This window comes from Methanobrevibacter sp. V74 (assembly GCF_963082495.1).
In the GTDB taxonomy this organism is placed as follows: Archaea; Methanobacteriota; Methanobacteria; order Methanobacteriales; family Methanobacteriaceae; genus Methanocatella.
This window is the reverse complement of sequence record NZ_CAUJAN010000001.1, coordinates 60,081-86,257: the sequence shown is the minus strand read 5'-3', so window position 1 is coordinate 86,257 and position 26,177 is coordinate 60,081. Positions and strand designations below refer to the sequence as shown.

Sequence of the window (26,177 nt, the reverse complement as noted above, 5' to 3'; positions counted from 1 at the left end):
CCTTAACTTTTAAAAACTTGTGCTTGAGCATTTCTTAAAATATGAATATCATATCCAATTCTATACCCTTCTTCTTCAGCAAGTTCAGCATAAGCTGAAAGCATGGATAAATCTCCGTGTGCCGGAATAATATGCTGCGGTTTTATCATCCGTAGGAATTCTCTGTGATCCTCTCTTCCAGCGTGCCCGGAAACGTGAGCATTAGGATAAATTCTCGCACCATTTAATTTTAATCTTCTTTCCATAATATGCCTATTAGCAGCATTTGTCGGATTTGGAATAATAGGTGCTGAAATAATGACATTGTCTCCTTTTTTAATATTGAAAGGAGTTCTGTTGCTAGCAATTCTTGGAAGCAATGCATCAGGTTCACCTTGGTGACCAGTAGTTACAAGTAAGTAATTTGCACGGTCTTTATCTGCTTTCATCAAAGCACGATTAACAGCTTTAGGAGATCCATAAATGCTGGCATTTTTAGGTAATTTTAAGATTCCTAATTTTTGTGCAATACCGCAGAATCTCTCCATTGAACGACCTAAGAAAAATATTTCTCTGTGACTTTTCTTAGCAATATCGGCAATGGCCTGTACACGTTCCACATGAGAGGAAAATGTAGTAACTATCATACCTGTTTTTTCATGTAATGGTCCTCTCATTACATCCTCTAAGATATTTCTAGCAATTCTTTCTGAATGAGTTTTAACTTCATCATAATTTTTAGCATTAGTAGTTTCAACTATTAATGCAAGTACTCCTTTCCTACCCAATTCTTTTAATCTTTTATAGTCAGGTGGCGGAGATACCTTTTGATGGTTATCAAATTTAAAATCAAGTGCATAAACAATAGCTCCTTCAGGAGTATGCAATACCGGAAATACTGCTTGTGGAATACTGTGTGTAGACTGTACAAATTCCAATGTAATATCTTTTGAAAGTTTAATTTTACTTCCAGGGTTTAAAACCTTAATCGGATTTGTAACTTTAAATTTACGTTCCCCTTTAATTTGTTTTTCAATTAAAGCAGCAGTATATGGTGTTCCAAATAATGGTGCATCATATCTGTGTGCAAGCTTAGCAACAGCACCAATGTGGTCTAAGTGACCGTGAGAGAAAACTATTCCCTTTACTTTACCATCAACATCCTTCATTAATGTATCATCAGGAATAACTCCTCTTTCAATTAAATCTAAACTATGCATTCTGTCAATATCAGTGTCTTCATGCATACTAATTCTGTCTAGGTGAATCCCCATATCAAAAATAACGACATCCTCACCTATGCGGATAGCAGTCATGTTTTTTCCGACTTCCTGATATCCCCCTATAGCGATTACTTCAACGCTCATGTTTTATCTCCTTGAATAATTATTTGTGTTAATACCTCTCTCATTTAACCATTCCCTTGTTTTTCCGCGAATGACTAAACGAGATTGTTTCAATTCTTCAATATTATTTGCTCCAACTAAAAACATAGCAATCCTTAGTGAATCATTAAATCTGTCAATAAATGTGTTTAAAGCCTCTTGTGAAGCATGATTTTTTAAGAAAGGCAATGCCATACCAACAGCATCAGCTCCAAGAGCAATAGCTTTAGCAGCTTCAAGACCAGTACGTATCCCTCCAGAGGAAATAACTGGGACATTAACATTTTGAGTAACTTCAACTGTTGAAATTGCAGTTGGGATACCCCAATCCCAAAATATTTCTCCCAAGTACCTGTCTTCAGCTCTGTAAGTCTCAACAGCAGCCCAACTTGTTCCACCGGCACCTTCAATGTCAATGAAATCAACACCTGCATCAACTAATTGTTTAGCTGATTCGGCTGAAATTCCGCAACCTGTTTCTTTTGCAAGAACTGGAATATCAACGCTATCAGTGATTTTGCTAATTAATTCAGTGTATCCCCTAGCATCCAGGTCTCCTTCAGGTTGAATAGATTCCTGAAGAGGATTTAAATGAATAGCCAATATATCTGCATCCAATATTTCAACTGCTTTTTGAGCTAAATTAAGTTGAGGAGCGCCTATGTTTCCAACAAGCAAGCAATCAGGTGCATTTTCGCGAACAACACTATAAGTATCTGCCAATTCTGGGTGTTCACATGCTGCTCTTTGAGAACCAACACCTAAAGCAATTCCATTGTTTTCTGCCGCAATTGCCAATTGTTTGTTAACTTCCTTTGCTGCAGGATGGCCTCCTGTAATAGCTGTAATGAATAAAGGTGAGTCTAATTTTTTACCAAAAACACTAGTTGATAAATCAATTTCCTGTTTATCAATTTCAGGCAAAACATTATGAATTAATTCAATATCTTCAAATCCGGTAGTTTTGTCTTTAAACTCAACATCATAATTTTCACAAATTAATAAATGCTCTAATTTTCTATCTGAAATCATGTTCTAATTTCCCCTTGAAATTATAGTTCCTTTAACTTCTCTGTTTTCTAGTACTTTGAAAATATTATCTTTAACTTCAGCATTTATTATTTTAGATTCGATTCCTAAATCTGCTAAATATAAAAGTTCTTTAATTTTTCCAACCATACCGCCGGTTACATCAACATTTGTAGTTCCTTCTAAGGCGTCTAGATCCTCAAGTGATGCGAATTTCTCAAAAAATATTGCATCATCATGTGTTTTGGGATTTTTATTATAAACTCCATCAACATCGGTTCCTAAAATAACCTGACTAGGATTAAGATTTTTAGCTAAAAACTGGATTAATTGATCACCTGAAATTACACAAAATTCAAGACTGCTATCTAAAACCACATCACCATAGATAACCGGAATGAAACCTTTTTCAAGATAATTTTTTAATAAATCAAGATTTCCATTGGTTATTCTTTTATCTGTTGCAGAAATAAAACTAGAAGCTGGAAGTGCAATAACGGGCAAGTCATTTTCAATGAAAGCCTCGCAAATAAACATGTTTAATTTTTTAACTTCATTTTGGATTTCGCAAAAACCCAATCTTTTTTGAGGATATAGTGACTTATCAAATTCCTCACCAATTTTATGTTTTTTTGCTGGAGGATGTCCAAAGGACCCCGCTCCATGAACAATGATTAACTGTTTTTCACAAACATCCATTGAAGCTTTTATTTCAGATGCTATTCTCTCAAGACTAGTATAATCAACTTCACTTTCCATTGAATCTTTATTAGTTAATATACTGCCTCCAATCTTTAAAATAATCATTAAATCACTTGTAAACCCTTGAAGAAACTCCTTTGCGAGTAAATCTGATTTTTAAAATATTATCCTCACGACTAATGGCATTTGCAACTTCATCAACTTTATCAGGGCAAAGAGCAATAATACTGCCTCCTCCACCTGCACCAGTAGTTTTAGCACCAATAGCCCCAGCATTTCTTGCATTATAAACCATACGAGATAATTCTAATGTATTTACTCCTAAAACATCTAGAAATCCATGATTAATATTCATCAATTCACCAACTTTTGCAAAATCCCTTTTTAAAATAGCTTGTTTTGCATAATTGGTTAAATTACCCATTGAAGTAATTACTGGATTAATAAGTTTAGGATTTCTTGTTTTGAGATTTTTAACCTCTTTAACCATTTTACCTGTATTTCCATGTTTAGTAGTGTAACCTACAACAAATGGGACATTAAAATTAACTTTGAAATGTTCAACCTGCTTATTTCTTGACAAATAGACAAGCCCTCCGTAAGTTGAAACTAAAGTATCAAGTGGACTTGCAACTCCCTGAACCGCCTGCTCAACCATATGAGCATCATGTGCAAGAGAGTGTTTATTAAAACGAATGTTATGGTATCTGTATAATGCCGCCAATGTGGCAACTGTAACAGCTGCCGAGGAACCAAGTCCTGAACCAATTGGCACATTTGAATTTAAAGTAATGTCAATTGGAGTATGGTCGTGAACTCGATAAAGAGCTTCTAAAATATATCTAATAATACCCGGTTTTCCTTTAAGCAAAACATATTTCTTATAGTTAGTAAGCAATTCAGCTTCAAATCCTATATCCGGAGCTCTAAAAATAGTAATATCATCCTCTGATGGCTTAATTGTTACATAAGCCCTCTTATTGACCGCACCAGCTATGGCAGGTTCATCATAAACAACAGAGTGTTCTCCGAATAATATTGTTTTTGCAGGAGCAGAAGCTTTAGCTATCATAAAAACACCTTATCTAAAAATACCTGAAGCATAACCAACAACTGATGTTAAATCATCAGTAACATCACCACTAGTTCCATAAGCCAATATTTCACTTGTGTGCTTGCCACATCTTTTAGATAAAGACATCACAGTCATTACCGGACCATAACCACACATTGTGATATTATACTGAACAACTTCCTCAAAAAGTTTAAATTCATTCATCTCATAAATATCTTCCAAAACAAAACCGTCAACTGTATTTGCTCTTTCTTGAGTATTGAAATGGGATAAATCAGTACTTGCAATAACACAATAAGATCTGTTTAATTTGTTTGTAGCTTCAAAAATCGCATTTGACAAATCAGTTGAAGTTACAAAATTCTGTGTTCCCATTGTGATTGGAACTATTTTAAAGTCAGCTGAAAAATATTGTAGGAATGGCAGCTGAACTTCAATACTGTGTTCATGAATATGAGCTGTAAAATCACAAGAAGCATATTCTGAAACATCAACAATAGCTTCTGCTAACTCTTTGTCAATTTTTACATTGCCCAGTGGAGTAATCCACTCCCCTTCATTAAACACAGAAATTTCACTACCAAATCCAGTATGATTAGGACTAATTATAATAAAAACTCCAGGAAAACCTTTTTTAACGATTTCACAATAACCTTTTGAGGCTATTGCACCAGAATATTGATAACCTGCATGAGGAACCATAACATTGATAGGATAATCATTTCCATCAAATGAATTAAGCTCAGGAATGTAACCTGGGCCAACATCATCTAAAAAACAACTTTCAATAAGTTTTTTTAGTGTTTCTGGATCTGCTGGATAAAATGCACCAGCAACAGCAGGTTGTCTTAACATCTAACTCACTTAAAATTTAAGTTCGAATTCAGTAGAATCAATATCTAAGTCACCGTCTTCTGGGATGTCCCCTCTTTCTCTTAAAATTTGCCTTGCAAGTAACCAGTAAACTAAAGCAATAGCTTTTCTACCTTTGTTGTTTACAGGCACTACAATATCAACAAAACTAAGTAAGTTTTCAGTATCACATAATGCAATTACAGGAATACCATTTTGTTTGGATTCTAAAATTGCTTGTGCGTCTGATCTTGGGTCAGTTACAACAATAATTTTTGGTTCAATGAATTTAGCATAATTCGGATTAGTTAAAGTACCTGGAATGAATCTTCCAGGAATAGTTTTAGCACCAGTCAACTCCCCGAATTTTTTAACAGGAGCTTGACCATACTGACGTGTAGCTACTACTAAAATATCTTCCGGGTCATATTTTGCTAAAAGTTTTGCGATTTGTCTGATTCTTTCATCGGTTTTTTGAATATCCAATACATATAACCCATCAGATCTTACTCTGAATATGTATTTTTCCATATCACTAGTTTTTTGCTGGGTTCCGATGTGTAAACCAGCCGCTAAATAATTATCTAAGTCTATTAAAAGTTCTTCATTTACCATTTTTTCACCTACAATTTAAAAATCATCTTCAATTATAATACATTCATTTGGACAAACGTCCATACATACTTCACAATAACTACATTCATCTGGGTCAACAATTTCGATTTTGTCCCCACTAAGAACTAATACTTCCATTGGGCAGACATCAGCACATTCTGCACAGTCAGCACCATCACATTTATCGTAGTCGAGAATTACTTTTGCCATAATCTTTCTCCCCAAACCTTATTTAAAATTCACCCATTATTGAATTTGGAAGTTTTTCTTCTATACGGATAAGCTCATTTAATTTAGCTATTCTTTCTCCGCCAATAGCTCCAGTTTTTATCATCGGAGATGAAAAACCAACAGCCAAGTGAGCTATTGTTTCATCAGTAGTTTCACCAGAACGGTGAGAAACAACAGGTACAATACCATTTTCTTTTGCTAATTTAACAGTAGCAAATGTTTCAGATAAACATCCAATTTGGTTAGGTTTGATAATAATAGCATTTGCAGCTTTCATTTCAATACCCTTAGCTAAAAGCTTCCTATTGGTGGTGAATAAATCATCACCACAAATGAGACATTTATCTCCTACTTTAGAAGTTAATTGAGCAAATCCTTCGAAGTCAGACTCGTCAAATGGGTCTTCTACATAAAACATTTTATATGTATCAATAATATCTTTTACGAAATCAATTTGATCTCCGGTATCTCGTTTGATATTATCTTGAGCATAAATATATTTTTGCTCATTTACATCCCATAATTCAGATGCGGCCATATCTAAAGCAGGCCTGATTTCAATACCAATCTCATCACCAACTTCCTCACAAGCTTGTGCTTGGATTTCTAATGCATCAGCATTAGTAATGTTTGGTACCCATCCGCCTTCATCTCCTTTACCTCCGGTAAAAGCAGAATCTTTAGATTGAATTAATTCTTTTAATTTTTTGTGAATAGAAGCATTTGCAAAAATTCCATCAACAATATTAGTGGCTCCAATAGGAACAACAAGGAATTCCTGAATATCTGGAGCATTAACACCAGCATGAGCACCACCGTTCATCATATTACCTAAAGGATATGGCAATTCGTTTGCAAAATTACCTCCAATATATTGATAAAGAGGCATGTTATAAGATGATGCGGCTGCTTTAATAACGGCCATGGAAATAGCTACAGTAGTGTTGCCTCCAATAGCTGATAAATTATCAGTGCCATCTATTTCCTTTAATACTTCATCAATTGTAATGACATCACAAGCATCCATTCCAATAAGTTCAGAAGCTATCAAATCTTCCATTTCACTTACTACAATATCAACTCCACCTTCCGGGAAAGGTACTACTTCTCTTGAACCAGTACTTGCTCCACTTGGTGCAGCAGCTCTTCCAAAACCATTCCAAGTAATTACATCCACTTCAATGGTCGGATTGCCTCTGCTGTCCAAAATCTTGCGAACTTGGACATCTTCTATTATACTATCCAAAAAAAACACCTCAGTGTCATTTAATTTGTTACCAATTAATCTATACTTAATAAAAAATTAGTAAGTTTCTTTATAGAGTTATATTGGTATTTTTTATTTTTTTTAAGTAATTGGAGAATAAATAGAATAAATCTATTCATCCCTAATAACATCTAATGGTAAAACTCCAGCTTTGAGTTCTTCGTATGCTATATCAATTGGATCTAATGAATCAGTAATATCTACCAAAGGTTTTGCACCCATAGATATTTGAATTGCTCTAGCACCGAGAAGCCTAGCTCTTTCAAACCTTGTTAATTTCTTTTCAACATCCATGAATATTACTTCCATTTTTTAGGCATATATTTTACCAAGATTATATTTTTAATTAAAAAAATATCCCTACAATCATCTATTCCCAAGTTTCCACATGAGAAATTAACATTCTTCTACAACAGTATCTAGTCAAACCTAAATCATCTAAAACATCTTTAGAATTTTCACCAGCTGCAACTCTTTTATTGTATTCATCAAAGTGAGCTGAAACAGGTTTTCCACAACTTAAGCATCTTATAGGAATCATTTATATCATCTTTTTTTAATTTAAATAAAATATGAAAATTACAGAGTTTATCTGTAACTTTTTTGTTTACGGGCTCTTGCTCCAGGACCACCATATTTTTTAGGTTCTGAACGTCTTGGGTCACCTACTAACATGGTTCTGTCGTAGTGAATGAATTTTTCTTTTAAATCCATATCTTGAGACCATTGTACAAGTCCTTTTGCAATTACCATACGTGCAGCTTCAGCCTGACCCATTACTCCTCCACCGATAACATGGATATTAATATCCACTTCATTAGCTAAGTCTCCAGCTAAGGTTAATGGTTCTTGTAATTTTAAGTTAGCAAGTTCAGGAGAGTAAAGTTCTAAAGGAACTTTGTTAATTCTAACTTTACCAGTTCCTTCACGAACAGTACCTCTTGCGATAGCTGTTTTACGTTTTCCACTAGTATGAATAACTTTAACCATAATTACACCCTACTTGTCTAAAAGGTAGCTCCTAAAAGTTTGGAGATTTCTCCTAACTCGATACCTTTTTTAATATTTTTGTATTCTACTTCAGGAACTGAAGTGAGTTCAGCATCAGCATATTCAGCAGGTACGCCAACAAAAGCTTTTAAACCTTTGTATGCTGTTTTACCTTTAGATTTTTTGAAAGGCAACATTCCTCTTACAGTTCTTCTAAATATATCATCTGGCCTTCTAGGATATTTAGGACCTAAGTCACGAGGGTTAGAAATACTTGCCCTGTCAACTCTTTGCTTGTATTTAGCATAAGCCCAATCCTTATTACCAGTTAACATGATTTTTTCAGCGTTGAGAATTACAACTTCTTCGCCTTCTAAAAGATTTTTACTAGTTACACTAGCTAATCTTCCTAAAACGCATCCTTCACCATCAATAATCATCATAACACACATCCCCTATTCCATAATCCTTATGTTTGATCCTTTAGGATTACTTTCCATAATTTCCTCAATTGAGATGCATTCTCCGCCTGCAGTTTCAATTTTTTCTTGTGCTTTAGCTGAGAATTTCAATGCTACAACATCTACCTTGTTTTCTAAATCACCATTTGATAAAACTTTACCAGGGACTAAAATAGTTTCACCAGCTTCAGCATGTCTTGCAATGTCAGACAAATTAACTTCAGCGGTTCTTCTATTAGACCTTTCGAGTCTTTGTGCAACATCCATCCAAATAGCTGCATCGTCACTTCTTGATTTTTCATAAAGTTTATTAATAAGTTCAATAAGGTTAGGATTTGTTTTTACAACTTTTTTAACCATTATTAATTTCCTCCTTCTTCACTAAATCTGATAAACTTATCCGCTTTTTCACCTAATACGTCACAAGCTTTTAATAAAACTTCTTTAGGAGGCATTGCTCCATCAGTTTCAATTCTAAATATGAAATCATTTTCACGATCTCCCACATTAATGTAACCATTGTCAGAAGCCCTTACACAGCTTTTGCACATGGTACAATCTTCAATATCCAATATTTTGATTTTTTTAGATCTTCTATCTGATTTTAAAATACCTCTGGGACATGCTTGAGCACAATTATAATCTATTTCAACATCTTCATTAAATGTTATTTCTGGATATTGTTTGTATGCACAAACAGTTGTCGGCATCCATTTAGCATGTTCTTTACCATACCCAACTTTAGCAACTGCTTCAATATTGAGTTTTTCGCCTTTTTTAAGTTTTACTAAAGGTATAGTGTCGTAAACAGGTTTAATTTTAGAGTCTGAAGATATTAAATCCTTAGAGTAAACAACTTTAGGCCCTTCTTCATCCAAATGGAACATGATCCCATTTGAATACTCTTCCCAATAATCATCTTCAGGCAATGATAAACCTTCAAGAGCATCTAAATCAGAAACTAAAGGAGTTAAACCAAGCCTATGAGCTAGCACCTCATTAAACATTGCAGAATCATTTCTGATAATATTAACGTCTTCAATAGCTATTTTTGGAACATTGACCATAGCAACTCTTCTAATAGCATTAATAAAAGGTACTTCCGCGTCACGAACAATGAATACTATTTCATCATCACTTTGACTTTTTAATTCTATCTCCATATTAAACCCTTCTGTTTAAACTCTTCTTCCTCTTTTACCACCAGGTCTTCCAGTACCATCGTGAGGAATAGGAGTGATATCTTCAATTTTTCCTATTTTAATTCCAGCTCTTGCTAAAGCACGAATTGTTGCTTGTGCACCAGGTCCAGGACTTCTAGGCCCATTTCCACCAGGAGCTCTTACTTTAATATGCAATCCAACAAAACCTTTTTCCTTAGCATCATCAGCTATTCTATTTGCTGCAGCCATTGCTGCGAATGGTGAAGCTTGTTGTCTATCTGCACGAACAACTTTACCACCGGACCATTGAGAAATAGTCTCAGCACCAGTAATATCTGTTACAGTAATAATAGTGTTATTAAATGATGAGTAAATATTAGCTATACCCCATTTTTCATCTTTTGCCATAGTTACACCCTTTATTCTTCTGTATTAGCTTTATTATCCTTACCGTTGTTGTACTCTTCAATTTGTTTTGCTACAGGTGAAGAACTATAGAAACCAACATCATCTTCTTGACCATCCAATACTACATAACTTGGTGAATCGATTTTTTTACCATTTAAAGCTATGTGACCGTGTACAACAAACATTCTTGCTTCTTTAGGAGTACGAGCTAAACCTTTCTTAAATACGATAGTTTGTAATCTTCTTCTTAAGATATCCTCTACATTTAAATCTAAAATATCTTCAAGAGCTGCACCTTCTGGCAAAACACCGGTTCTAGCTAAGTGTCCTAATAATTCTAATTTTTCTTTAACCATTTGATCAGTATCGAAACCAAGTAAGAATCTTGCTTCCCTACTATATCTTCTAACTAAAGTATCAGCTTTCCAAATTTCTTTTTTGTTTTTTAAGCCGTATTTAGTCATTAATTTATTTTCATTTTTAATTCTTTCCGCATTCCAAGGATGTGGTGGTGTATTATACTTTTTCCTTGATTTTCTAGGTTGTCCCATTAAAACATCTCCTTAATAAAATTGAATTTAAATATTTTAATTTACAAAAAAAGCTCTTGCCTAACCTCTTGAACGTTTTACACCAACTGAAGAACTTTTTCTGAAAGTAGACTTGGTTCTTTGACCTCTAACAGGCAAACCAACTTCATGTCTTCTACCTTTGTAGCTTCTGGTCTTTTTCATTCTGTTCAAATCATCCCTTAAAGTCATGTCAAGGTCTGACTCGATTAAGTGAATGTTTTCACCAGTTACATAATCCTCTCTTCTGTTTAACATCCAAGTTGGGATTCCATGATCTAAAGGATTTTCCAAAATTTCTTCAATTTTTAAAACATCTTCGTCAGCAATGTATCCAATTTTAACATCTAAATCTAAGTCCAAAATGCGGCACATAGTTTTAGATAAAGATATTCCAACACCTTTTATTTCAGTTAAAGCTTGTTCGATGGTTTTATTACCATTAACGTCCTTTCTTGAAATACGTACTAAATGTTTGAATTCGTCTTCCATTAAATAACCTCCATTTATAGAGCGAACCTACGAGACGTAAAATATAGATTCGAATGTTTTGAATTACAAAACACAGTTTTTTCAACAGTTATAAACTTAGCATATCAGCTAAGAGTGCAATAAATATCAGTTTAACAAGTATTTTTAATTAAATATCAAAAAAATATAGTTAAAAACTAATAAACGCCGAGACTGGGATTTGAACCCAGGAGGGCTGAACGCCCACGAGATTTCCAGTCTCGCGCCTTACCAGGCTAGACTATCTCGGCATTGAAATAGTTAGCAATACCTGCACATCATATTGTCTAGAATAATATGATATAATAATGTATTTACCTTAACATATATAAAGCTTTGCTTGAATGTGCGATTTTTAAAAAATAATGATTACAGTACATAATTATATTTTAATCATGTGTAAATTTTAAATGACAAAGTATATTTAAACAAAAGTAGTATATATAATTTGTAGGTGATAAAATGGACATACTAATGATAGTAATTATTGTGATTGTAATCATAATTATAGGAACAGTAATTCATATGTACAATAGTCTCGTTGGACTTAGAAACCGTGTAAAAAACAGTTATTCACAAATCGATGTTCAACTTAAACGTAGAAATGATTTAATACCGAATTTGGTAGAAACTGTAAAAGGTTACGCTTCACACGAAAAAGGTGTTTTAGAAGAAGTTACAAAAGCTAGAGCTAGTGTTATGAGTGCATCTTCTGTTGAAGAAGTTAGTGCTGCAGATAACCAATTAACAGATGCATTAAAATCACTTTTTGCAGTTGCTGAAAGTTATCCTGACTTAAAAGCCAATAGTAATTTCCAACAATTACAAAAGGAATTGAGTGACACTGAAGATAAAATTGCATATTCACGGCAATTCTACAATGATATTGTTTTAAAATTCAATAATTCCTGTCAGCAATTCCCAAGTAACCTCATTGCAGGTTTATTTGGTTTTAAAGAAGAAGAATTTTTTAAAGCTCCTGAAACAGAAAAAGCAGTTCCACAAGTTGAATTTTAAATAAGGGCGATTATATGAATGTTAAAAAAACATTTTGTATAATCTTACTTTTTTTAATATTATTTTCAACAATCACATTTGTATCGGCAGACGATGATAGAAGTTACACCATAAATCAAGCATTTATAGATTTAACAGTTGGAAATGATGGTCTACTGCATGTAGATGAAAAGTATGATTATGCATTTGACGGAGCTTTTAATGGAATTTATAGGGATATTCCCCTAAAATCCGGAGAAAGGATTGAAAATATTAAAGTTTCGGCCAATGGCGCTTATCCTGTTTTAAAAGAAAGTGATGATAAGGGTTATAAACATTTAAAGATTTATTTATACTCTGATGCAGCCCACACACAAGGCATAAAAGATTGTGATGTGACAGTTTACATTAGTTATGATATCACTAATGTAGTGACTCTTTTTAATGATGTTGGCGAACTCCAATATAAACTCTGGGGTGAAGAATGGGATGTTGGTGTTGGAAGTTTAACAGCTAAGATACATCTGCCTGGAGATAAAGGGAATGAATATTTCTTAAATCCCCAGGAATATAATAAATCCTCATCAATAAACGGAGATACAATAACAGCACAAACTTCATCTATTCCCAAAGGTGAATTTTATGAATTACTTGTCCTAATGCCATTAAGTGATTTTAATAATGCAACTTATGCAAAACATGTGAATCAAAACGGCCGTGACATGATAATGAAAAATTTGGAAGACAGCGTTAACGGACGTAACTTTTGGAATACCGCTTATATAATTCTAGGATTATTATCTCTTTTAAGTCCCATTGGTGCAATATTCACATATTTAAAATATGGTAGAGAACCTGAAGTAAATTACGATGGAATTTATGAAAGAGATTTGCCAACTGATGATCCGCCAGAAGTTGTTAATGCACTTATTGAAAACAGAACAGATATTGGAACCCCAAATATGAAAGGATTTGAAGCTTCAATAATGAGCATTATTGACAAAAAAGCTATTAATTTAGATACCCAAGAGGATATTCACAGCCAAACAAATGATTTGCTTTTGACATTTAATAGTAAAGAAGAATTAAGTACAAATGAAAAAATTGTATTTGACACATTACATCATTTTTCGGCAAATAATATCTTGAATCTTTCAGCACTTAATGAACAATTATCATCAGAAGACAATGCTAAATGGTTTATGGAGAAAATTGGAGACTGGGAAACATCAGTTAAAAATGAAACAAATCCTGCAAAATACTTTGACAATACTGGTTCTACAATAATTATGGGTATTGGATTAATAGGAATTGTATTCAGTATAATAATTGCTATTCTTGGATTTACAACCCCACTTAAAAATGGACTGTATTGCATAATTGGAGGAATATTTCTATTAATATTTTCAATCGCCATTCTTTTAGTAAACGAAGATATTTTTGGAAAATGGACTGAAGAAGGTAGACTCTACTATCTCAAATGGAAAAATTTGAAGAAATTTTTAGAAGACAGTAGTTTAATTAAAGAATACCCTCCAGAATCTATAATCGTTTGGAAAAAGTACTTGATTTATGGTGCGGCTCTTGGAATAGCAGACAAGGTTTATGACTCCATGAAACTGCAAGTACCAAATATATCCAACTATGATGAAGATGTATTCAGATATCATTATTATGGCGGATACAGTATGATGAGTGCTGCATTCATAACTGGCGAGAGTGCGGCTAATCCTTCATCTGACTCTGATGGATTCGGTAGCCTTGGAGGAGGATCAGGAGGTGGAGGTGGAGGAGCATTTTAGCTTTTCCATTTCTTTTTTTGAGAACATAAAACAGAATTTTTAAAATTAATGCTTTTTTAATTTTTATTATTTTTTTTAGCAGTTATGCGTTTTATTTTAGCATATAATATTATTCCATACCAACATGTGGTTTTTAATATAGATTATTGCATAATAATGATTAAAAGTTTTTAAATTCCATTAAACTGAAAAAAAAATAAAATAAAAACACTACTTCCAAAATCTCGGATAAGTATCTGGTTTCATAAACACTTTAGAAACATTAACAGCAAAACCTGAATCTGCTTCTAAAATCTCGTTAGAAGTTAATAATGAATGACCGGCACCAATTAATTCCCCTTTAAGTGTTTCAATTGCCACAATATCATTTTTTTTAATATTACCTGTTAACTCAGCAATGCCTCCACAAGCTAAGTCTGCACCATGACAAATCGCATCAACAGCAGAATCCTTAACAATTATTTTTGGTAAATAATCCGCAGCCCTCTCCATAGGCATTATAGCTTCACGTAAGAATGATTCATCCCCATCTTCTCTCCAAAAATGATACGCATCAGTTACATCTTGAAGAGTCATTAAATGATTTTTCTCATTGAAAAACCCAACTTGAGTCCTTCTAAGCTCAGCCATATGAGATCCAACACTCAAGGCCTCTCCAATATTATGACAATAGGTTCTAACATAAGTTCCAGCTTCACAACCTATTCTGAATAAAACATCACGACCTTCAATTTCATAAATAGTTGAATAGTAAATATTACGTGTTCTCATTTCACGTTTTACAGCTGATTTAACCGGAGGAAGCTGGAATATTTTACCTGTGAATTCCTCAAAGACTTCATGAATCCTATCTTGTGAAACATCTTGATGGAATGTTAATAAACAAACATATTCCTTCGGAGCTGTTAAAAGAAGTTGTATTGCACGGGTTGCATCATTTAACCCCACTGGCAAAATTCCAGTAACTTTAGGATCAAGAGTTCCTCCGTGCCCAGATTTTTCCAAATTTAAAATACGTTTAATCCATGAGTCAATTTCATGAGAAGTAGGGCCAGAGGGTTTGTCTAAATTAATTATACCTTTAGCTATATGTTCTTCAATAGGTCTTTCATAAGGATTACATCCATATTCAGGATTAGTTTCTGCATTTGACTTAATTAAATAATCTTTCATGGTTAATTCTCCAATAGCTAAAATATAATTTTATCGTATAATATAAAATTAGATTTTTATTATAAATAAATTTAATTAAAAGAGGATATGCTGTCAAGCTAAGGTTTTTTTAATTTTTTAAAAGCTGTCTTGTAGATTGGATTTGCATTTGTTGTTTTTTAAATGTGTTTCTTTTTGCTCTTATTAAAAAGTATGAATTTAATTGTAATAGTTTTTAACATTAATTCTGTTTGGCCATACAAGTTTAGAAAATTCTATAAAATTACTCATTTAGAAGGTTTAGCTAAAAAAATACTAATAACAGATGGACATCCAGCATATTCTGTAATTATAGAAAGAATTTGCATAAAACATCCACTCTGCATATTTCACATCATCAAAAACCATCACGATAAAACCTACAAAGAATAAATAAATTAGAAAGAAGAATAAAAACACTAAATAATTCTACAATACTCCCAACATTCCACGAACCAATAATAGAACGATGCCCTACCAAAATCAATGAAAAGAATATATCGAATACAAAAAGGACTAATAAGATTGATAAAACTACAAAAAATCATTACAACATCATGACAATTTCAGACAGATCCAAATTCACGATTCATTACTTTAAAAAATTAACGATATAGATGGAGAATAAAAATATTCCCCCTACAAACAATAAAATCGAGAATATCTTCTAAAAAGTATTCCAAAAAGACATAAAAAAGACAATGAGAACAGTAAATGGTCTTTTAAAAAGATTTATACTAAAACTAAATTATTGGAACATGAAAAATGAAAAAGAAAAAATCACACAAGTTTTTGAAAGAGCCGAAGAATTTTTTTGGTGAAAAGATTATATAAGATGAATTAAAAATTTAGGTATACGTAAAATAGTATAATGTCAAATTAAGTCATGTATAAAGAGGTGTTTTTATGAAAGAAAAAGTAAATTTATCTGGAGTTAGTGAAACAATGCTTGTTCCATTATATTCTAGAGCATTAGAAAGCAATAGAAAAAATCCAGCATTCTATGATAAAACTGCAACAAAAATTGTTAAAAATCTTGATTATAATTTTGCAGAACGTTTTAAAGAATCTAAAAATAAAATGAACTTTTGGGGATGTGCAGCAAGAACTATTATATTAGATGATGAGGTTTCTAAATATATTAAAAATAACCCAGAATGTTCTGTTGTTAATTTAGCATGTGGTTTGGATGATAGATTTAGTAGAGTCGACAATGGTAAAATAAAGTGGTATAATATTGATTTTGAAAATATCATTGCATTAAGAGATAAGCTCATAGATAAAAAAGATAGAGTTACAGACATACCTACTTCAGCACTTGATTTTTGTTGGATTGATAAAATTGAAAATAAAGATAATGTACTGATTATAGCTGAAGGTTTTTTAATGTATTTATCTCAAGAAGATGTAAAAAATTTGTTTTTTAAGATTTCTGAAAGTTTTGGAAAAGTTGAACTGCTTTTAGAATTAATGACTCATTGGATGGTAAAAAATCAAAAGAAACATGAAACTGTAAAACAGACTGGAGCTGTATTCAGATGGGGTATAAATGAAACTAAAGACTTTGAAATGATTTGTCCAATGTTTAAAATGACTGGAGATTATAATTTAACAAATGTGATGAAACGATATTCTCCGATTTTTATTACAATTATATCTATATTTTTAAAACCTAGAAATAACAGAATTGGAAAATTTGAAAAAATATAGTAGTTTAACAAAGTTTTTTAATAGAGGAATTATATATTTTTAATAGTTCATTTTTCCATGAATGTAACTCTATTATCCGTTAGGTATAAACTTTTGGCGATGAATTATAGAAAATTTTGAAATTTTAAGTCTAGTCACATCCCCAATTTAAAAAAAGATTAAATTCATCGTTTATAGATGAATTCAGATTATATTTTAATATAAAAATAATGTGTCGCTGGAATTATTCAGCTAAAGGTTCTAAATGTTGAATGTTACAACGTCTGTTTTTAACCTCTTCGCCTTTTACTTCAACAAAGTTTTCATCAATAATTGCAACAATTTCACATTCTTGACCTGCTTCTCTACCAGCAGTTTTAATACATTTTCTACCTACTTCAATTGATGCCATTTAAATCACCTTTAATGTTTGAATAATGATTTCTGATACACTTTTAGGATCAAAGGTATCAGTATTTATGATTATATCATAGATATCCATATTACTAATATCAATATTATGAATTTCCATGTATCTTGAGGCTTCACTTTTTTCACGAATACTGATTTCGTCTTTTGCCACGTCAACAGTTTTATCTTCCCTTTCAGCTATCCTTTTAGAACGAACATCAAGAGGAGTTACTAACCAAATTCTCAAATCTGCATTGTCAACAAAGTATGCTGACAATCTTCCTTCAATTATTAAGTTATCTGCTAATTTAGCTTTTTCAGCTTGCCTTCTATCAATTTCCTTATCAATATCATCATTACCTTCAGCAAATTCACTAAATTCAAGAACAGACATTCCTTTTTCAGCAGCCATTTCTCTGAAAACAAAACCTGCAGAAATATATGGAACATCTAACTTTTCACTGAGAACCTCAGCTGTAGTTGTGGTTCCTGTACCAGCTAATCCGCCGATAGTAATTATCATTATTTTCTAGCCTCGTTTTTGAAATGTTTACGAGCACAGCTTGAACATAAGTAACCGCCGAATGGACGGTTAGGTCTTTTAGCTGTTTTTGATAATTTTCCAATTTCATATGGACGTCCACGAGGAACTCCATGTAATACTTGACCACACTCAGCACAAACATGCTTAGATGGTTTTTTCTTTTTATATCTTAAAACATTTTCCCCACCGGGAATGTTTTTGTGAACTCTTTTATATGATCTTGATCTAAACCTATTTGCAGGCATTTAATCACCTTAAATAATTTTTAATAAAATTGTGTAATAGCGTATTCAAAATAGAATATTATAATATTTCTCTTTCATTATTAATAAATGTATGGAAAAAGGGTTGATTTAGAACCCTTGTTTAAATCCTAAGAATTTTCTTAATATCTGACTCATACCAAAAGTACAAATCATATACCATAATAACCATCCGATACCATATGGAATAGTAGCCTGACCACCATATAAGAAACCACCAATGAAGTGCCAGAATGGAGTTAATGTAAGCCAATAAACAGATGGCGGCAATATAATAACTAAATTACTAATAGCAGAAGTCCTCATCCAAAAGAATATTAGAATAATTGGAATAAAAGTAACAATCATAGGTTTGAATGAATTAGACATCATTTTAGTCTGATCTTGCATCATTTCAGCCTGTTTGGCCTGAAGTTCTGCAACTTTTTTTCCATCCCCTTTCTTTTGAGCTTCACGTAATTCCTTCTGGAAAGCTTTTTTTCTAGCTTGGATTTCATTCATTTCATCTTGGTCAACTAAATATTTATTAGCAATAGTTGTAATTAATGAAACAATAAATGCAATAACTAACACAGTTAAAGCAGGATTAGTTGGATTCGGATCCATTGATAAAAGTGGATTGAAAATTGCATTCAACGCTTCATAAATAATTCCCATTGGGTCCATATCATCACCTATTTTAATACATTTACTAATTTTTTAACTGAAGAATCTAAATGATTGTCATGATTTTCAACAACTTTAACAGTAGCGCCAGTTAATGTAGCATAAGCCATTGAAGTAGCTCTGTTCATTTGTTGATGTAAATCTATGTCGTTAACTTTTTGAAGGTCTCTTTCACGAGTATCATCATTTAATCTTCTGAAAATAATCTCATCAGGATTAGCTTCAATTAAGATAAATTGATTTGGTTGTAATTGTTCCAATACCCAAATTGGCAATCCCGGTAAAAATCCAGTTGGAGTATTAATTGTACAATGAGTATCTACAATAACATTATCATTTTCAGATCGTTCTTTAATTTCTTTAGCTGCTTTAGCTTGAATCTCTTTTTGAGTTTCTGCAGGTAATTTTCTTAAAGCATCCCTATCTTCTACAATATTTTCTTTAATAGCAATTTCAGTCATTATGTCTCCATAATTTAAATGCACATAATCGACTTCTTCTAAAGCTTTATTTAATAAAGTTGTACTTCCAGAACCTGGAATTCCTGTTAACACTACTAATTTCACTTTAATCCCTCTTTTAAAAGATGAAATAGAAGAAGATTAATCTCCTCCTAAAACTTTCCTAAGGATTGGATTTGCAGACATAAGTTGTTCTTCAGCCATTTCTTCGTATAATTTATGAAGAATACCTACGGTAAGCAATACTCCAGTACCTCCACCTAAAGCACCGGTTAAATCTGCAAGGAAAGCAATAAGACCTACATAGACACCACTTATAATGGTAAGTGCAGGAATATATTTTTTCAAAATTTTATATAATTGACGTTTACTACTTCTAAACCCAGGTATCTGAATACCCGATTTGAATAATTGTTCTGAAATCTTTTTAGCGTTTAAACCACTGATTTCAACCCATAAATATGAGAATAATATACAACATGCAATAAAGAATACTGCATAAACCAAAACATGTATCGGTTCAGTATAAAACATTGTCAAGCTTGGTGTTGATAATAACCATGCAAGACCGTCAACAGCTTTACCTTTATCTAAGTGTCCTAAAATTGGGAAACCAATTTTTTGGAAAACATTAGCAAATAAAGTTACGTTCACAAGCAATGCACTTGTTAAAATAACTGGCATGTTACTTGAATAAACAAATTTTAATGGATATTTACCAACAGAACCTCTGACTCTACCGTGCCCTCTTACACTACCTTGAGAAATTGGAATTTCAACTCTCATAGCTTCTCCATAAAGAACAACTGAGAATACAACAATAGTTGCAAATAATGGAATTAAATTAGAAAAGTCAGGTGATCCCATAGAAGCTTGTTGGATGAATTTAGGAATAATACCTGCAAGCAATCCATCAGTATCTTTTAAAATACTGAATGTACCAACCATGATTGATTGACAAACCCCAGAAGCAATGAATAAACCAATACCACTACCGAATCCCCATTTGGAAACAACTTCATCAAGATAAATAATAATAAATGCGCCTAAAACAAGTTGTGCAATTAATACTAAAGTATATGAATTATCAATAGGAATTAAATTTCCAGTCAATACTAAAACAGCAGCTTCAAATATTGTGAAGATAATAGATAATACTTTTTGTGTTGCTTGGAAGTGAGATTTATCTTTATGGGATGAAAGATCCAAATCTAAAAGATTTGAACCAACCAATAATTGTAAAACAATAGAAGCAGTAACAATTGGACCAATCCCTAATGTGAGAATTGAACCAAAACTTCCAGCCATAACTGCCCTTAACGCAGCAAAACTGTCTATAGCCCCAGGAGCTAAACCATATAATGGTATTAAAGTTAAAAAATAATATAATACTAAGACAAGAGCAGTCCATTTGAGTTTTTCATTGAAGTCCTCTCTGTGAACTGGAGATTTAACTTCAGGAATAAACCTAAAAATTGGCTCTAAAACTTCTAATGATGACATTTTATTCCCCTAAAAGAGAAGAGCTATAAGATTATAGCTTCTCCTCCTAATTCTTCAATTTTTTCAATAGCAGATGCTGAAAATTGAGGTGCTGAAATTTTGTAAGCTTTAGTGATTTTACCTTTAGCTAAAACTTTATCATAACCCAATTCAGTTACATCTATAACAATTGCATCTCCTTCTTTAGATGCTTTTCCTTGTTCGATTAATTTGTCAGCTTGTTCTTCCAAGTAATTTAAATTAACAACATTGACTTTTTTAATCATTTTTTGAGGTCTTTTGAAACCATGTTTACCGAAGTAATTAGGCTCGTGGATTACAGTCCAGGTCCAGTGTTGTTTACCCATACCTGCTTTACCTTTTCCACCTTTGTTACCTGCACCTCTACGTTTTTTGGTACATCCTCCACCGTTGGATCTTGAACCTCTTTGTTTGTTGATTTTACGTTTTGTTCTAATCATACTACACACCTGAGTTTAAAGCATTCTTTTTGCAAGATCTTTAATTTCTTCTCCCCTGTAACCTAAAGATCCACCTTCTTTAACAGATAAACGGATATCTTCGTAACCTTTTCTTGGAGGGTGTAAACGGAATACAGGTTTAATACCCACATCAGCTAATTTAACTTTACCATCAACTAAAGCACTAGCCAATTCTTCAATATTATTACAATCGGAATTTTCAGCAACATACTCATCAGTAACCTTTACATTACCTGGAAGTCTTCCTCTTTTAGCAATCATTGCTGCAACAGTTTCAGCATCGATTTCCCCCCAAGTGATATAATCCTTAGCTTTTTGAAGCATTCCTTCATAACTAGGATTTTGTTCTACTAATACTGCATGGCTAATTCTGTTAAGTCTTAACATGTCTAAGGTGTCTGCAATATTTTTAATGACACCAGTAGTTCCTCTAACTCTAATAACTAAAAACATAGTATCACCATCTAGTAGTTAACTCCCATTTTTTTGAGATTTTCTTGGCTAGCTTTAACACTGCTTAATCCTTTTAAAGCATCGAATACAGCATTAGCAAAGTTAATGGTGGTTTGAGTTTGTCCGAAAGTTTGAGACCATACATCTTGAATTCCAGCAAGTTTTAAGATAGTTTTACCAACATCTCCAACTGCCAAACCTACTCCTGCAGGAGCCGGCATTAAAGTAACGCTTACACTACTGGTTTTACCTTGTACTTTGAAAGGTACGGTATGTTCTCTTCCACAAACACAACCCCAATCTCCACAGCCTCTTCTTACTTTAATAATGTTGTATTTAGCATTATCAACAGCCTTTCTGATAGCCGGACCAACTTCTTTAGCTTTACCTTGACCTAATCCAACATAACCATTTTTGTTACCTACGGCAACAATTACTCTGAAATTAACTTTTCTACCAGATTTATGCATCCTTTGAACCAAGTTAACATCCATTACTTCCTCTTCTAAATCTGGAATTAAGGCATCAACTATTTCTAATTCCATAATTGGAAGACCTTTTTCAAAAATTTCATCGATATCAATAATGGTCCCATCTTTAACTAATTTACCAAGATTGGTTTTAGGTTCCCATTCATTCATATTAAAACTCATAGTTATACCTCTGCCTCATCGATATTTTTAACAGTTTCATCAAAGTTTTCAGGTAAATCTTTAGGATTAAGACCTCTTTCAAAATACTTTGAGAATTTTTTAGCAACTTCTTCAGCATTTAAAGATTCAGCATATTCTGCAATATTTTCTCCTCTGATACGTTCATCTTCTGGGAAAATGAAGTCTCCGTGAGGTACTTCTAAACCTGCATCAACTGCACCTTTTAAAGCTGCAAATATTTTAGAACCTTTAATTGGTGATTTTAAACCTATGTCTAAGATTGCATTTTCAACACCTGCTTCTAAAGCTCTTTTAGCACATAAGTATGCTGTTAAGTAAAATGCTGAAATGTTTCCAGTAGCACCTAAGTAACCATATTGTGATAATTGTTTGCTTACTGCAGATGCAATGGTGATATCTCCTTCTGGAGCGTAATCAATAACTTGAACGGTAGCATGAGCATTAGAAACTCTAACAACCAAACGAGATTTGTTGTAATCAACTAATTTCATTCTAGCCGCATAATCAGTTTTACCTTCTCTTCTTCTTCTGAATGCTACTTTATAATTAGTTCCATGTGCCATGTTTATTCCTCTCCTTTAATTAAATCATGGTCACGGGCGTAGTTTCTCATGTAAGATTTACTTCTAAATGCGCCACCCTTAGCCATTTTGTATAATTTACGATAGGTGGTAGCATCAATGATTTCATCTTCACGCATATCTTTGAGATCTCTTCTTAAAGCCCTAATAGTAGTCATCCAAGCCTTTTTCTTAGGAGTACGAGCTTTTTTAGCCCCTTTTATACTACCTCTACCTTTTCTTTTTCCTTTTGCTTTTTGTTCTTTAATTTTTTTAGATCTGTAGCTACTAATACCTTTTTGAGGTTTTGCTTTAATAGCTCCATCTTGAATTAACTGCTTTACACCATCTCTAGTAATCGCCATAGATACTTCTTCTAATCTTTCTGGATCAATCCATACACGATTAAGACCTACTTTGAGGATACTAGCAGCTAATCTTTTTTGAGTTGTAAGATTCATGTATATAATCCTCCATTTAGATAAAATCTAAATTCCCTTTGAAATTTAACTAGTCAAATCAATTCAAATAAAGCCCCGTAATTGATTCAACTTATAAATATGATTATTTATTTAAAACTTTTATATTGAGCTCTGATGCTTTTTTCAACATCAACTCTTTTTTTCTTTTACCAATAGAAGCACTTATTCTTGCAGCATCAGATACTGGGTTTAAGTCTTCTAATTCTTGCATATTGTGAACAAGAACATCATTATATCCGGAAGGATGTAAATCCCTTATAGCTCTAGGGGTTCTGTAACCAATAGCCGGCATGTCAGGTTTACCTGCTTCATATCTTCTCATTTTACTGGTTTTACCTCTAGGGCGTCTCCATTTTATTCCAAGTTTTTTATAACGAGCATATTCTTGTCTTTTAAATCTTTTATTAGCCATTTAAATCACCATTATTCTTTGCTAGTTAAATATATTCCATCTTGGAATACTCTAGGATCTCTTCCTTTAATTTTAGTTGCTTGTTCTAGGTTAGCCATAGTTTGACCAACATGTTCCTTATTGATACCAGTAATTGTTACCTCATCACCTTTCACTACTACTTTAGAAGATCCTACTATTTTAGCAGTTCTTGGGTGTCTTTCCCCGAGGAAGTTGTCAATTAAAACTGTATCTTTTTGGACTTTTACAGTCATTGGAAAGTGAGCAAATACGATTTTCATATGATATTCAAAACCATCAGTCACACCGATTAACATGTTGTTAATGTGTGCTCTTGTGGTTCCAATCATTGCTTTATCTTTCTTTTTAGGGAATGCTGTTTCTAAAATAACAACACTATCCTCTTCTTTAATACTTACATTAGGATAAGTAAATTTTCTAGAGTCCTTTCCATTAGGTCCTTTTACAGAGACCTCATTATTATCAATTATAACTTCAACGCCTTCAGGGATATCAATTTCTTCCCTTATAGCTGCAGCTACTACCATTTTATCACCTAATACATGTAAGCCAACAAACGTCCACCAATTCCTCTTTCCTTAGCCTCATAGTGAGTCATAATTCCTTCAGGAGTTGTGACGATTAAAATACCAAAGTTTTTTGCTGGCAAAAATCTTTTTTCAAATTTCTCAAATTCATCTTTTTTAACAGCGTGACGAGGTTTGATAACACCACATTTGTTAATGTTACCTTCTAATTCTACAATAAATTTACCTGCACGGTTGTCATCAATATACTCAAAATTACCAATATAATTCTCTTTTTGCATAGTGCTTAAAACTTGTCCAATTAACTTGGAAGCAGGAGAAATAACACAAGAATCATTTACTTGCAATTCATTATTCCTGATATTAGTTAAAGCATCAGCAAGAGGATCCATAAGACTCATATTTAAAACCTCTAATTATATTTTTTAAATCCCATTTTAGGAGCTACTTCCCTAAAACATTGTCTGCACAAATTTATTCCATATCTACTAACCATAGCAGAATGATCTCCACAACGACTACATTTCTTTGCAGCTTTTCCGTATTTTCTTGGCAAAATATCACCTTATTCAGTTACATAATTAACTTCGAAGTTTTCTTCCATAAATTTCATAGTTTCTTCTTTAGAAATTCTATGTTTCTGAGGAACTTTCTTTTGTTGGATTTTTCTTTTAGAAATCCTATACCCAGGTTTTTCAAAAGTAACGGAAACATTCATACCAAAGATACCAATATCCGGATTATATCTCATGCCTGGAATATCAATATGCTCCCTAATACCAAAAGAAAGGTTTCCTTGAGCATCGAATTGAGTAGGTTTAATATTTCTACTAATTCCTTCTAAAACCATATCAATAGCTTTATCAGCTTTTTCTCCACGTAAAGTTAATTTACATGCAATAGGTTGGCGTTTTCTAATACCCCATTCTGGGTTAGTAACTGTTGAGAAAGTTTTAACAGGGGTTTGATCGAACATTTGTTCTAATAAAGTAATAGCGCGGGATAATTTTTCACCAGCTTCACCAACACCAATACTGATGGTGGCTTTTTCGATACGTACTTCATTCATTGGGTTCATTTATTAACCTCCAATAAAGATATTACCGGCTCATCAGCTCCAATTACAAATGCATAATCTTTTAAAGTTAAAAATTCATCTTTTGCACTATTTTCAATAAGAATAGTGTTTGGATTAGAATCTTTATTTTCAATGATTTCACTTACAGTACCTAATTCACCAGTGTGTTTACCACCAGTAACAAGAACAGTAGCTCCTTCCTGTAAAGGATATACATCAACAATTTCTTGTTCAGGTACTTTTAAACAAATAACATCTCCAACGGAGTATGCATCTTCATCAATGATAACATTTTTACCATCATGAAGGTTTAATTGAGTTTTACCACCTTTAATAGTGGATTTATTAACAATTTTAGATAATTTAGCACTACCCTCATCGATTAAATCTAATTGTAATTTTCCTTTTCTATCCAAAAGAACTCTATAAGCTTCCTCAGTTTTAGGAATTTCAATAACATCCATAAATCCAACTGGGAATTTATAATCTTTAACAACTCTCCCATCTACTAAAATATTACCAGAGTTGATAATTCTTTTTGCTTCTCTGGAATTATCAGCTAATTTCAAAACATCTCTGATAACTAATGTTAATGGAATAGCATCTTCAATTGAATGTGAACCTGCAGAAGGTTTTACAGTCCAAGTATCTTCTTTAGGATGAATAGGCCAAGATTTAGGTGCTTTATATCTTTTAAGATGTTTTCTAGATCCCATTTTAGCCATA

Annotated in this window: 38 protein-coding genes and 1 tRNA gene; 3 read left to right on the top strand and 36 right to left on the bottom strand. The window is 32.7% G+C overall.

Features of this window, described 5'->3' with window-relative positions:
* Positions 1–2: 2 nt before the first annotated feature.
* The 18 genes from Q9969_RS00570 to Q9969_RS00485 form a co-directional block, all read right to left on the bottom strand.
* Positions 3–1,346, bottom strand: a complete 1,344-nt coding sequence (locus Q9969_RS00570) for an RNase J family beta-CASP ribonuclease (RefSeq protein ID WP_305553289.1) — start codon at positions 1,344–1,346, stop codon at positions 3–5.
* A 3-nt stretch (positions 1,347–1,349) separates the two neighbouring features.
* Positions 1,350–2,396, bottom strand: a complete 1,047-nt coding sequence (gene fni, locus Q9969_RS00565; protein ID WP_305553286.1) for a type 2 isopentenyl-diphosphate Delta-isomerase — start codon at positions 2,394–2,396, stop codon at positions 1,350–1,352.
* A 3-nt stretch (positions 2,397–2,399) separates the two neighbouring features.
* On the bottom strand, positions 2,400–3,200 hold the full coding sequence (locus tag Q9969_RS00560) for an isopentenyl phosphate kinase (protein WP_305553283.1): 801 nt from the start codon (positions 3,198–3,200) through the stop codon (positions 2,400–2,402).
* Positions 3,201–3,204: 4 nt separating this feature from the next.
* Positions 3,205–4,167, bottom strand: a complete 963-nt coding sequence (gene mvk / locus Q9969_RS00555; protein ID WP_305513367.1) for a mevalonate kinase — start codon at positions 4,165–4,167, stop codon at positions 3,205–3,207.
* 9 nt (positions 4,168–4,176) lie between these two features.
* Positions 4,177–5,025: an MEMO1 family protein gene (locus Q9969_RS00550; RefSeq protein ID WP_305553280.1), complete on the bottom strand. Its 849-nt coding sequence runs from the start codon at positions 5,023–5,025 to the stop codon at positions 4,177–4,179.
* A gap of 9 nt (positions 5,026–5,034) precedes the next feature.
* The gene (rpsB, locus tag Q9969_RS00545; protein WP_305553277.1) at positions 5,035–5,637 is read right to left on the bottom strand and encodes a 30S ribosomal protein S2; all 603 of its coding nucleotides are present in this window, start codon (positions 5,635–5,637) and stop codon (positions 5,035–5,037) included.
* A gap of 15 nt (positions 5,638–5,652) precedes the next feature.
* Positions 5,653–5,847, bottom strand: a complete 195-nt coding sequence (locus Q9969_RS00540; RefSeq protein ID WP_305513373.1) for a 4Fe-4S binding protein — start codon at positions 5,845–5,847, stop codon at positions 5,653–5,655.
* Between the two features lie 22 nt (positions 5,848–5,869).
* Positions 5,870–7,114 carry a phosphopyruvate hydratase gene (gene eno / locus Q9969_RS00535; protein ID WP_305513376.1) on the bottom strand — a complete coding sequence of 415 codons (1,245 nt, stop codon included), beginning with the start codon at positions 7,112–7,114 and terminating at the stop codon, positions 5,870–5,872.
* Positions 7,115–7,246: 132 nt separating this feature from the next.
* Positions 7,247–7,444, bottom strand: coding sequence for a DNA-directed RNA polymerase subunit K (locus Q9969_RS00530; RefSeq protein ID WP_305513378.1), 198 nt, complete (start codon positions 7,442–7,444; stop codon positions 7,247–7,249).
* A 61-nt stretch (positions 7,445–7,505) separates the two neighbouring features.
* Positions 7,506–7,676: a DNA-directed RNA polymerase subunit N gene (locus Q9969_RS00525; protein WP_305513380.1), complete on the bottom strand. Its 171-nt coding sequence runs from the start codon at positions 7,674–7,676 to the stop codon at positions 7,506–7,508.
* Between the two features lie 47 nt (positions 7,677–7,723).
* Positions 7,724–8,125, bottom strand: coding sequence for a 30S ribosomal protein S9 (locus Q9969_RS00520; RefSeq protein ID WP_296784186.1), 402 nt, complete (start codon positions 8,123–8,125; stop codon positions 7,724–7,726).
* Between the two features lie 17 nt (positions 8,126–8,142).
* Positions 8,143–8,565: a 50S ribosomal protein L13 gene (locus Q9969_RS00515; RefSeq protein ID WP_305513698.1), complete on the bottom strand. Its 423-nt coding sequence runs from the start codon at positions 8,563–8,565 to the stop codon at positions 8,143–8,145.
* A gap of 15 nt (positions 8,566–8,580) precedes the next feature.
* Positions 8,581–8,946 carry a 50S ribosomal protein L18e gene (locus tag Q9969_RS00510; protein WP_305513385.1) on the bottom strand — a complete coding sequence of 122 codons (366 nt, stop codon included), beginning with the start codon at positions 8,944–8,946 and terminating at the stop codon, positions 8,581–8,583.
* A 2-nt stretch (positions 8,947–8,948) separates the two neighbouring features.
* Complete coding sequence (locus tag Q9969_RS00505) at positions 8,949–9,749, bottom strand: DNA-directed RNA polymerase subunit D (protein ID WP_305553274.1); 801 nt, start codon at positions 9,747–9,749, stop codon at positions 8,949–8,951.
* Positions 9,750–9,764: 15 nt separating this feature from the next.
* On the bottom strand, positions 9,765–10,157 hold the full coding sequence (locus Q9969_RS00500; protein WP_305513389.1) for a 30S ribosomal protein S11: 393 nt from the start codon (positions 10,155–10,157) through the stop codon (positions 9,765–9,767).
* An 11-nt stretch (positions 10,158–10,168) separates the two neighbouring features.
* Positions 10,169–10,708 (bottom strand): 30S ribosomal protein S4, encoded by a 540-nt coding sequence (locus Q9969_RS00495; RefSeq protein WP_305513391.1) that lies wholly within the window; start codon positions 10,706–10,708, stop codon positions 10,169–10,171.
* Between the two features lie 60 nt (positions 10,709–10,768).
* Positions 10,769–11,218: a 30S ribosomal protein S13 gene (locus Q9969_RS00490; RefSeq protein ID WP_305513393.1), complete on the bottom strand. Its 450-nt coding sequence runs from the start codon at positions 11,216–11,218 to the stop codon at positions 10,769–10,771.
* 184 nt (positions 11,219–11,402) lie between these two features.
* Positions 11,403–11,487: transfer RNA gene (locus Q9969_RS00485), tRNA-Ser, on the bottom strand.
* Between the two features lie 211 nt (positions 11,488–11,698).
* Here Q9969_RS00485 and Q9969_RS00480 point away from each other — a divergent pair.
* Positions 11,699–12,253: a LemA family protein gene (locus Q9969_RS00480; RefSeq protein WP_305513395.1), complete on the top strand. Its 555-nt coding sequence runs from the start codon at positions 11,699–11,701 to the stop codon at positions 12,251–12,253.
* Between the two features lie 14 nt (positions 12,254–12,267).
* Complete coding sequence (locus tag Q9969_RS00475) at positions 12,268–14,034, top strand: DUF2207 domain-containing protein (protein WP_305553271.1); 1,767 nt, start codon at positions 12,268–12,270, stop codon at positions 14,032–14,034.
* 210 nt (positions 14,035–14,244) lie between these two features.
* Here the strand turns inward: Q9969_RS00475 and Q9969_RS00470 are convergent, their stop codons facing one another.
* Positions 14,245–15,207 (bottom strand): RNA-guided pseudouridylation complex pseudouridine synthase subunit Cbf5, encoded by a 963-nt coding sequence (locus tag Q9969_RS00470; RefSeq protein ID WP_305553268.1) that lies wholly within the window; start codon positions 15,205–15,207, stop codon positions 14,245–14,247.
* Between the two features lie 924 nt (positions 15,208–16,131).
* Between Q9969_RS00470 and Q9969_RS00465 the strand changes: the two genes are divergently transcribed.
* Positions 16,132–16,935, top strand: a complete 804-nt coding sequence (locus Q9969_RS00465; protein WP_305553265.1) for a class I SAM-dependent methyltransferase — start codon at positions 16,132–16,134, stop codon at positions 16,933–16,935.
* A gap of 223 nt (positions 16,936–17,158) precedes the next feature.
* On the opposite strand, the gene Q9969_RS00460 is transcribed toward Q9969_RS00465, so the two are convergent.
* The 17 genes from Q9969_RS00460 to Q9969_RS00380 all read right to left on the bottom strand — a co-directional run bounded on the left by Q9969_RS00460 (position 17,159) and on the right by Q9969_RS00380 (position 26,176).
* Positions 17,159–17,326: a 50S ribosomal protein L14e gene (locus Q9969_RS00460; RefSeq protein ID WP_305553262.1), complete on the bottom strand. Its 168-nt coding sequence runs from the start codon at positions 17,324–17,326 to the stop codon at positions 17,159–17,161.
* A complete protein-coding gene (gene cmk, locus Q9969_RS00455; RefSeq protein WP_305513682.1) occupies positions 17,327–17,848 on the bottom strand; it encodes a (d)CMP kinase in 522 nt (173 codons plus the stop codon).
* Complete coding sequence (locus Q9969_RS00450; protein WP_305553259.1) at positions 17,848–18,114, bottom strand: 50S ribosomal protein L34e; 267 nt, start codon at positions 18,112–18,114, stop codon at positions 17,848–17,850. Before Q9969_RS00450 ends, cmk begins: the two co-directional genes overlap by 1 nt.
* Positions 18,115–18,222: 108 nt before the next feature.
* Positions 18,223–18,798 carry an EMC3/TMCO1 family protein gene (locus Q9969_RS00445; protein WP_305553256.1) on the bottom strand — a complete coding sequence of 192 codons (576 nt, stop codon included), beginning with the start codon at positions 18,796–18,798 and terminating at the stop codon, positions 18,223–18,225.
* 8 nt (positions 18,799–18,806) lie between these two features.
* A complete protein-coding gene (locus Q9969_RS00440) occupies positions 18,807–19,364 on the bottom strand; it encodes an adenylate kinase (RefSeq protein ID WP_305513678.1) in 558 nt (185 codons plus the stop codon).
* 36 nt (positions 19,365–19,400) lie between these two features.
* Positions 19,401–20,762 carry a preprotein translocase subunit SecY gene (gene secY, locus Q9969_RS00435; RefSeq protein ID WP_305513676.1) on the bottom strand — a complete coding sequence of 454 codons (1,362 nt, stop codon included), beginning with the start codon at positions 20,760–20,762 and terminating at the stop codon, positions 19,401–19,403.
* A 23-nt stretch (positions 20,763–20,785) separates the two neighbouring features.
* Positions 20,786–21,223 (bottom strand): uL15 family ribosomal protein, encoded by a 438-nt coding sequence (locus Q9969_RS00430; RefSeq protein ID WP_305513674.1) that lies wholly within the window; start codon positions 21,221–21,223, stop codon positions 20,786–20,788.
* 15 nt (positions 21,224–21,238) lie between these two features.
* The gene (locus Q9969_RS00425; RefSeq protein WP_305513672.1) at positions 21,239–21,697 is read right to left on the bottom strand and encodes a 50S ribosomal protein L30; all 459 of its coding nucleotides are present in this window, start codon (positions 21,695–21,697) and stop codon (positions 21,239–21,241) included.
* A gap of 11 nt (positions 21,698–21,708) precedes the next feature.
* Complete coding sequence (gene rpsE, locus Q9969_RS00420; RefSeq protein WP_305513671.1) at positions 21,709–22,350, bottom strand: 30S ribosomal protein S5; 642 nt, start codon at positions 22,348–22,350, stop codon at positions 21,709–21,711.
* Positions 22,351–22,352: 2 nt separating this feature from the next.
* Complete coding sequence (locus Q9969_RS00415) at positions 22,353–22,934, bottom strand: 50S ribosomal protein L18 (protein WP_305553253.1); 582 nt, start codon at positions 22,932–22,934, stop codon at positions 22,353–22,355.
* Between the two features lie 2 nt (positions 22,935–22,936).
* The gene (locus Q9969_RS00410) at positions 22,937–23,392 is read right to left on the bottom strand and encodes a 50S ribosomal protein L19e (RefSeq protein ID WP_305513668.1); all 456 of its coding nucleotides are present in this window, start codon (positions 23,390–23,392) and stop codon (positions 22,937–22,939) included.
* A gap of 103 nt (positions 23,393–23,495) precedes the next feature.
* On the bottom strand, positions 23,496–23,825 hold the full coding sequence (locus Q9969_RS00405; protein WP_305513666.1) for a 50S ribosomal protein L32e: 330 nt from the start codon (positions 23,823–23,825) through the stop codon (positions 23,496–23,498).
* Between the two features lie 11 nt (positions 23,826–23,836).
* Positions 23,837–24,373, bottom strand: a complete 537-nt coding sequence (locus Q9969_RS00400; protein ID WP_305513663.1) for a 50S ribosomal protein L6 — start codon at positions 24,371–24,373, stop codon at positions 23,837–23,839.
* 8 nt (positions 24,374–24,381) lie between these two features.
* Complete coding sequence (locus tag Q9969_RS00395) at positions 24,382–24,774, bottom strand: 30S ribosomal protein S8 (RefSeq protein ID WP_305513661.1); 393 nt, start codon at positions 24,772–24,774, stop codon at positions 24,382–24,384.
* Between the two features lie 11 nt (positions 24,775–24,785).
* A complete protein-coding gene (locus tag Q9969_RS00390; RefSeq protein WP_292608552.1) occupies positions 24,786–24,929 on the bottom strand; it encodes a 30S ribosomal protein S14 in 144 nt (47 codons plus the stop codon).
* Between the two features lie 9 nt (positions 24,930–24,938).
* The gene (locus tag Q9969_RS00385) at positions 24,939–25,451 is read right to left on the bottom strand and encodes a 50S ribosomal protein L5 (protein ID WP_305513658.1); all 513 of its coding nucleotides are present in this window, start codon (positions 25,449–25,451) and stop codon (positions 24,939–24,941) included.
* Positions 25,448–26,176, bottom strand: a complete 729-nt coding sequence (locus tag Q9969_RS00380; RefSeq protein WP_305553250.1) for a 30S ribosomal protein S4e — start codon at positions 26,174–26,176, stop codon at positions 25,448–25,450. The genes Q9969_RS00385 and Q9969_RS00380 overlap by 4 nt, the downstream gene beginning before the upstream one ends.
* Position 26,177 lies beyond the last annotated feature (1 nt).

What these genes read in the sequence shown, in the direction of transcription:
- Q9969_RS00520 (WP_296784186.1), bottom strand. Translation starts at nt 8,125, where the DNA reads ATGGTTAAAGTTATTCATACTAGTGGAAAACGTAAAACAGCTATCGCA.
- Q9969_RS00525 (WP_305513380.1), bottom strand. Translation starts at nt 7,676, where the DNA reads ATGATTCCTATAAGATGCTTAAGTTGTGGAAAACCTGTTTCAGCTCAC.
- Q9969_RS00460 (WP_305553262.1), bottom strand. Translation starts at nt 17,326, where the DNA reads ATGGCATCAATTGAAGTAGGTAGAAAATGTATTAAAACTGCTGGTAGA.
- Q9969_RS00470 (WP_305553268.1), bottom strand. Translation starts at nt 15,207, where the DNA reads ATGAAAGATTATTTAATTAAGTCAAATGCAGAAACTAATCCTGAATAT.
- Q9969_RS00410 (WP_305513668.1), bottom strand. Translation starts at nt 23,392, where the DNA reads ATGAATCTTACAACTCAAAAAAGATTAGCTGCTAGTATCCTCAAAGTA.
- Q9969_RS00465 (WP_305553265.1), top strand. Translation starts at nt 16,132, where the DNA reads ATGAAAGAAAAAGTAAATTTATCTGGAGTTAGTGAAACAATGCTTGTT.
- Q9969_RS00445 (WP_305553256.1), bottom strand. Translation starts at nt 18,798, where the DNA reads ATGGACCCAATGGGAATTATTTATGAAGCGTTGAATGCAATTTTCAAT.
- Q9969_RS00550 (WP_305553280.1), bottom strand. Translation starts at nt 5,025, where the DNA reads ATGTTAAGACAACCTGCTGTTGCTGGTGCATTTTATCCAGCAGATCCA.
- Q9969_RS00510 (WP_305513385.1), bottom strand. Translation starts at nt 8,946, where the DNA reads ATGGTTAAAAAAGTTGTAAAAACAAATCCTAACCTTATTGAACTTATT.
- Q9969_RS00400 (WP_305513663.1), bottom strand. Translation starts at nt 24,373, where the DNA reads ATGGTAGTAGCTGCAGCTATAAGGGAAGAAATTGATATCCCTGAAGGC.
- Q9969_RS00500 (WP_305513389.1), bottom strand. Translation starts at nt 10,157, where the DNA reads ATGGCAAAAGATGAAAAATGGGGTATAGCTAATATTTACTCATCATTT.
- Q9969_RS00505 (WP_305553274.1), bottom strand. Translation starts at nt 9,749, where the DNA reads ATGGAGATAGAATTAAAAAGTCAAAGTGATGATGAAATAGTATTCATT.
- rpsE (WP_305513671.1), bottom strand. Translation starts at nt 22,350, where the DNA reads ATGAGTTTTAATATGAATGAATGGGAACCTAAAACCAATCTTGGTAAA.
- Q9969_RS00480 (WP_305513395.1), top strand. Translation starts at nt 11,699, where the DNA reads ATGGACATACTAATGATAGTAATTATTGTGATTGTAATCATAATTATA.
- Q9969_RS00430 (WP_305513674.1), bottom strand. Translation starts at nt 21,223, where the DNA reads ATGATTAGAACAAAACGTAAAATCAACAAACAAAGAGGTTCAAGATCC.
- Q9969_RS00490 (WP_305513393.1), bottom strand. Translation starts at nt 11,218, where the DNA reads ATGGAAGACGAATTCAAACATTTAGTACGTATTTCAAGAAAGGACGTT.
- Q9969_RS00495 (WP_305513391.1), bottom strand. Translation starts at nt 10,708, where the DNA reads ATGGGACAACCTAGAAAATCAAGGAAAAAGTATAATACACCACCACAT.
- Q9969_RS00530 (WP_305513378.1), bottom strand. Translation starts at nt 7,444, where the DNA reads ATGGAAGTAATATTCATGGATGTTGAAAAGAAATTAACAAGGTTTGAA.
- Q9969_RS00385 (WP_305513658.1), bottom strand. Translation starts at nt 25,451, where the DNA reads ATGAACCCAATGAATGAAGTACGTATCGAAAAAGCCACCATCAGTATT.
- Q9969_RS00425 (WP_305513672.1), bottom strand. Translation starts at nt 21,697, where the DNA reads ATGTTTTTAGTTATTAGAGTTAGAGGAACTACTGGTGTCATTAAAAAT.
- Q9969_RS00570 (WP_305553289.1), bottom strand. Translation starts at nt 1,346, where the DNA reads ATGAGCGTTGAAGTAATCGCTATAGGGGGATATCAGGAAGTCGGAAAA.
- Q9969_RS00415 (WP_305553253.1), bottom strand. Translation starts at nt 22,934, where the DNA reads ATGGCACATGGAACTAATTATAAAGTAGCATTCAGAAGAAGAAGAGAA.
- Q9969_RS00380 (WP_305553250.1), bottom strand. Translation starts at nt 26,176, where the DNA reads ATGGCTAAAATGGGATCTAGAAAACATCTTAAAAGATATAAAGCACCT.
- Q9969_RS00395 (WP_305513661.1), bottom strand. Translation starts at nt 24,774, where the DNA reads ATGAGTCTTATGGATCCTCTTGCTGATGCTTTAACTAATATCAGGAAT.
- fni (WP_305553286.1), bottom strand. Translation starts at nt 2,396, where the DNA reads ATGATTTCAGATAGAAAATTAGAGCATTTATTAATTTGTGAAAATTAT.
- Q9969_RS00475 (WP_305553271.1), top strand. Translation starts at nt 12,268, where the DNA reads ATGAATGTTAAAAAAACATTTTGTATAATCTTACTTTTTTTAATATTA.
- Q9969_RS00405 (WP_305513666.1), bottom strand. Translation starts at nt 23,825, where the DNA reads ATGGCTAATAAAAGATTTAAAAGACAAGAATATGCTCGTTATAAAAAA.
- Q9969_RS00540 (WP_305513373.1), bottom strand. Translation starts at nt 5,847, where the DNA reads ATGGCAAAAGTAATTCTCGACTACGATAAATGTGATGGTGCTGACTGT.
- Q9969_RS00450 (WP_305553259.1), bottom strand. Translation starts at nt 18,114, where the DNA reads ATGCCTGCAAATAGGTTTAGATCAAGATCATATAAAAGAGTTCACAAA.
- mvk (WP_305513367.1), bottom strand. Translation starts at nt 4,167, where the DNA reads ATGATAGCTAAAGCTTCTGCTCCTGCAAAAACAATATTATTCGGAGAA.
- secY (WP_305513676.1), bottom strand. Translation starts at nt 20,762, where the DNA reads ATGTCATCATTAGAAGTTTTAGAGCCAATTTTTAGGTTTATTCCTGAA.
- cmk (WP_305513682.1), bottom strand. Translation starts at nt 17,848, where the DNA reads ATGATAATTACTATCGGCGGATTAGCTGGTACAGGAACCACAACTACA.
- rpsB (WP_305553277.1), bottom strand. Translation starts at nt 5,637, where the DNA reads ATGGTAAATGAAGAACTTTTAATAGACTTAGATAATTATTTAGCGGCT.
- Q9969_RS00560 (WP_305553283.1), bottom strand. Translation starts at nt 3,200, where the DNA reads ATGATTATTTTAAAGATTGGAGGCAGTATATTAACTAATAAAGATTCA.
- Q9969_RS00515 (WP_305513698.1), bottom strand. Translation starts at nt 8,565, where the DNA reads ATGATTATTGATGGTGAAGGATGCGTTTTAGGAAGATTAGCTAGTGTA.